Source organism: Gordonibacter sp., from assembly GCF_036667095.1.
GTDB lineage: Bacteria > Actinomycetota > Coriobacteriia > Coriobacteriales > Eggerthellaceae > Gordonibacter.
Window position 1 is genome coordinate 1 of sequence record NZ_JAVWUP010000197.1, and the last position, 4232, is coordinate 4232.

A 4232-nucleotide genomic window follows, 5' to 3' on the forward strand; every position below is an offset into this window, starting at 1 on the left:
TGGTGGCGCAGCTGGCACACGCTGTGCGCCCCGACAAGAAAGACGATGCCGCAGCGGACGAGACAGCCGCAAACAGCACGGGAGAAGACGAGGGGATGCCGCGCACCTCCAGCATCGAGGCACATTGCAGCGGCGTTGCCGAACAGTACGGGCTGACACCGCGCGAGAGCGAGGTCATCGTGCTGCTGGCCTATGGGCGCACGCTCTCCATCATCGCCCGCGACCTGCAAATTGCGAAAGGCACGGCGCGCACCCATATCGAGAACATCTACCGAAAGCTCGACGTGCACAAACAGCAGGAGCTTATCGACCTGGTGGAGTCGCACGAAGCTTAGCTAGGTCCCTTGTCCTCGACCACAAGGCCAAGAAGGGCAACAGAGCAGCGAATGAGGGGCGATTTGGCAAATTCGGGTCGCTTTGCATGTAAAACTACCCTTGGGTAGCAAGGCCCTTCGCACCTCATCTTATTTGACCAGGTATTTTGGTTTTCCGTATATGCTGATTTTCTTTGGCAAGTCGCTTTTTGCATGCAAAGCGACCTGAATTTGCCAAATCGGCTTCATTTCTGTACGGGAGCAAAGCATCCGGTGCCGAGAGGCTTACACCTCGATCGGCTCGCTCGCCTCGGCCGCCTGCTGCTCCTGGAGAACCTCCTGCATACTGCAAGGCTTGGGAGTCTCACGGGACACGGCCTCGTCCAACTCCACCTGGTCGACCCCTTCGAGCGATATCCCCTTGATCACGTCGCCCACATCGAGCCGCTCGACCGCGTCCAACCCGTCGATCGTCATGCCGAACACCGTGAAGCGGTCGTCGAACTCAGGCTGCTCGGACAGCGAGAAGTAGAACTGGCAGCTGCCGCTGTTCACGTCGGACTTGTGAGCCATGCACAGGCTTCCCAGCACATGGCGGTTGTTCGGATTGCCCTCCCATTCGTCAGCAATCGTGTAACGCGCGTCACCTGTACCCGGATGCACGCCGCGGATAACGCCACGCGCCGCCGCCTCGACTTGAGCAGGACCCAACGCCCGCGTGGTCGGGCAGCCGCCCAGAACTACCGAACCCGGCTTGCACGCATGGAACTTCAGATCGTCGTAGAACCCGCGCGCGGCAAGCTCGACGAAGTTTCCCACCGTGGCAGGCGCGCCCCTCCCGTCCAGCTTTACCCGCACCGCGCCCTTCGTTGTCTCGATAACAGCAACCTCGTGGCCGGTCGGCTGGTAAAGCGGCGTGTACAGCGGCAGCATTACGCGTCCCATAGCATGTCTCCCTCGATCGATAACCCTGGCACGGGCTTTGTCCGCGCCCCCTTGTCATAGCCCCATGATAGGAAAGACCAGCAGTAGGCACATCCGATCGAGCATCGTATTTTCCATATGACGGCGAACCGCTCTGCAACTTTCGTAGCCAACCAACCTCAAAAGAGGTACCATCGGGAAACGCAGAGGAAACAGGTTGCGCAGCCAATGCCGAAACGCTGCGCACGGCGAACAAAGGGGACTTCCATGGCTCATACACTGTACAACGTGTTCTTCAGCCCGACGAAGAGCACCGAGGCGATCACGGACAAGGTGGCCGACGCCATCGCCCAAGACCGCGACCTGTCAAACCTCATCATGAACCTGACGAAGCCGAACAGACGCCCTGCCTTGGTATCGGGCGAACCCGGCGATGTGCTCGTGTTCGGATTCCCCGTGTACAGCGGCCGCGTGCCGGCCGTGCTCATGGAGAGCATCGCGCTGCTCGAGGGCGAAGGGGCCGTCGCCGTGGTCGTGGGCGTGTACGGCAACCGAGACTACGATGATGCGCTGCTCGAAGCGGCGGACCTGCTGACCATGCAGGGCTTCAACGTGATCGCAGCCGGAGCGTTTTCCGCAGAGCACTCCATGGCCCCGCGCGTCGGTGCCGGACGGCCCGACGCCGACGACCTTGCTGCGGCAACGCAGTTCGGGCACGATGTAGCCGCCCTTATTGAGGCTGGAGAGCGCAAGATGCCCTCCATCAAGGGCAACCGCCCCTACCGCGACGGCATGCCCGACACGGGCATGCGCCCCTCGACCACCGATGCCTGCACGGCATGCGGCATTTGCGTGAAGCTGTGCCCGATGGGCATCATCGACGCCGACGACCCTGCGAAGGTGGGCGACGGCTGCTTGCAGTGCAACGCCTGCGTGAAGGGCTGCCCTGAGGATGCCAAGGTCTTCGATGCCGAAGGGGCGAAGAAGATCGTCGCTATGCTCGAGGGCAACTGCATGGCCCGCAAGGAGCCGGAGCTGTTCTTGTAAGGGAAAGGAACGCTACCCGTCGATGGCATCGAGCAGCTCGAGCAATTGCTCGCGGTTTGCCGTGCCCGTCTTCGCATAGATATGGTTGAGGTGGGTCTTCACTGTGTTCTTCGAGATGAAGAGCGTCTTCTCGATATAGGCCCCCGTATGGCCCGTGGCCCAGATGGCCAGGACCTCCTGCTCGCGCGGCGACAGCTTGTAGCGACCGGCAGCCAAGCCCACGCGCTCATCGAGGTCGAGCGCATCGAGGGACACCGAGGCGACGGACAGCTTGTCGGACATAGGCGAACCCATGATAACCAGCAATGCCACCACCAAAGAGAGCAGGATGGCGATGGTGACCGTTTCCGTGCTGGGGAGCGCATCGGCCGCCACCTGTCCCAGACAGCTGCCGCCCCACTGCGCAAAACGCATGAGCGCCAAACACAGCAGCGCCGATATGCCGTCCTTGATGATGGAGTCGATCAGCAAAAACCACACGAGGTATTTTACCAGCTCGGCGCCGACAAGCGCCACGCAGAACGTCGTATTGCCCGCAAAGGGGTCAATGCCCGCAGGCAACAGCGCCGCAAGCGCCATCAACGGAAACGCCAGATAGAACGCCAGCAGAGCATTCTTGCGGTAAAAGTAGTACGCAAGCGCAATGGCCACGACCGAGGCTAGAGCAGGGATGCCCGCCATGGCGCTGTGGATGGTTTCCGCTGCGACCAAGCCGCCGGCCACGCCCGTCGCGCGCGTGGCTCCGTAGCTGAAATACGCCAGGGCAATGGCGACAACAAGCTTCCACGGAACACCCGCCAGCGACGCTTTCAGCCCGCGCGATGGGCGAACCTCGCACACCTGCTCGCTGCGCACGGCCGCGAGCAAAAGCGCATAGGTGACGAAGGGCAGCGCGACCGCAACCGCCAACGCAATAGCCGCAGGCAGCAAGGACACGCCAATGAACAGCACGAAACCGAACAGGTACGCCGCACCCGCGCAGATCGCCGTGCGACGCACCCCCTGCACGCTCAAGCGCTCCTCGCACCCAAGACGCAACGCGCTGCCTATGCCGCTCAGCGCGAATCCGAGCAGCATGAACTCTGCCGGAGCTTTGCCAAATCCTGCAAGTGCGGCAACCACGACCGCCGCGCTCGACACGATGGCAAACGTCGCCAAAATCACCTTGCGCCGTCTGAACGGCACGCTCTTGCACGCGGAAAACACCAGGAGCAATGCGGTGAGCGCCGTCAGAACCCCTTGTATGATCTGCGCATTGTCCACCGGCATACTAGGCCGCAAGTCGCCAAAAAGAAGCGACCCATTCCAGAACACGAAGCTCCAAGCTATATAGCAGGCAAGTCCAAGGCTGTCCAAAAGCATGCTTCTATTGAATGCGGAAGAGAGCGCCGACTTTCCCAGTTCGGCGACAGGTTCTTGGAAGTTGTCTGTTGCAGACGCATCGATTCTCATGCCTCGCATCATAAAGGAAGCAGCCGCGCTGTCAAGGCAAGCATTTGATGCAGCGGCGGCCCGTGCGAACCGAGTGCGACTCTGTGCGTCACGCTCCTGCTGGGAAAACCTTGGATAAACTCCGGGATGTCCCTTTTTTGGGACAGATGCAACAACCTTGCGCGATTCCAGCGGATTCACCGCGCAAACCTTGCACAAATCCAGCAAAAAACCAACGTGAATCAATCATTTTTGCTATTTGAACTGGGAAAATAGTAATTTCAATTGAACGGTTTTCTTGATAAAATGGATCTGTCGGCGATGCTCGTTTGGACCGAGGGCGGCGCTTCCGGAAGGAGGTGTTTGCCATGGACATCCTGGTGGCTCGTGCTGCTTTTTGCACGATAGGATCGTTCGTCATAGACGTTATCGTTTTTGTGATAGGGAGAGCGTCCGTTAAGGATAAGAAGAGCCGGTAGTAACAGCTACCGGCTCCGACCTCAACGCGTCGCCCGT

Annotated in this window: 5 protein-coding genes; 2 read left to right on the top strand and 3 right to left on the bottom strand. The window is 60.2% G+C overall.

Annotated elements, in window-relative coordinates; translation table 11 throughout:
• A partial coding sequence (locus tag RR842_RS12275; protein ID WP_332554387.1) for a LuxR C-terminal-related transcriptional regulator occupies positions 1-335 on the top strand: 335 nt, incomplete at its 5' end.
• A 264-nt stretch (positions 336-599) separates the two neighbouring features.
• On the opposite strand, the gene RR842_RS12280 is transcribed toward RR842_RS12275, so the two are convergent.
• Positions 600-1259, bottom strand: coding sequence for a peptidylprolyl isomerase (locus RR842_RS12280; protein ID WP_332514501.1), 660 nt, complete (start codon positions 1257-1259; stop codon positions 600-602).
• Positions 1260-1505: 246 nt separating this feature from the next.
• Here RR842_RS12280 and RR842_RS12285 point away from each other — a divergent pair, with 246 nt between their 5' ends.
• Positions 1506-2285 carry a 4Fe-4S dicluster domain-containing protein gene (locus RR842_RS12285; RefSeq protein WP_332514500.1) on the top strand — a complete coding sequence of 260 codons (780 nt, stop codon included), beginning with the start codon at positions 1506-1508 and terminating at the stop codon, positions 2283-2285.
• 12 nt (positions 2286-2297) lie between these two features.
• On the opposite strand, the gene RR842_RS12290 is transcribed toward RR842_RS12285, so the two are convergent.
• Together RR842_RS12290 and RR842_RS12295 are read right to left on the bottom strand one after the other, a co-directional pair.
• Positions 2298-3737: a helix-turn-helix transcriptional regulator gene (locus RR842_RS12290; RefSeq protein ID WP_332729920.1), complete on the bottom strand. Its 1440-nt coding sequence runs from the start codon at positions 3735-3737 to the stop codon at positions 2298-2300.
• An 88-nt stretch (positions 3738-3825) separates the two neighbouring features.
• Positions 3826-4137 (bottom strand): hypothetical protein, encoded by a 312-nt coding sequence (locus RR842_RS12295; protein ID WP_332729921.1) that lies wholly within the window; start codon positions 4135-4137, stop codon positions 3826-3828.
• Positions 4138-4232 lie beyond the last annotated feature (95 nt).

Bases quoted from the DNA above. Each gene is read 5' to 3' on its own strand.
- RR842_RS12285 (WP_332514500.1), top strand. From the start codon at position 1,506: ATGGCTCATACACTGTACAACGTGTTCTTCAGCCCGACGAAGAGCACC.
- RR842_RS12290 (WP_332729920.1), bottom strand. From the start codon at position 3,737: ATGAGAATCGATGCGTCTGCAACAGACAACTTCCAAGAACCTGTCGCC.
- RR842_RS12295 (WP_332729921.1), bottom strand. From the start codon at position 4,137: ATGACGAACGATCCTATCGTGCAAAAAGCAGCACGAGCCACCAGGATG.
- RR842_RS12280 (WP_332514501.1), bottom strand. From the start codon at position 1,259: ATGGGACGCGTAATGCTGCCGCTGTACACGCCGCTTTACCAGCCGACC.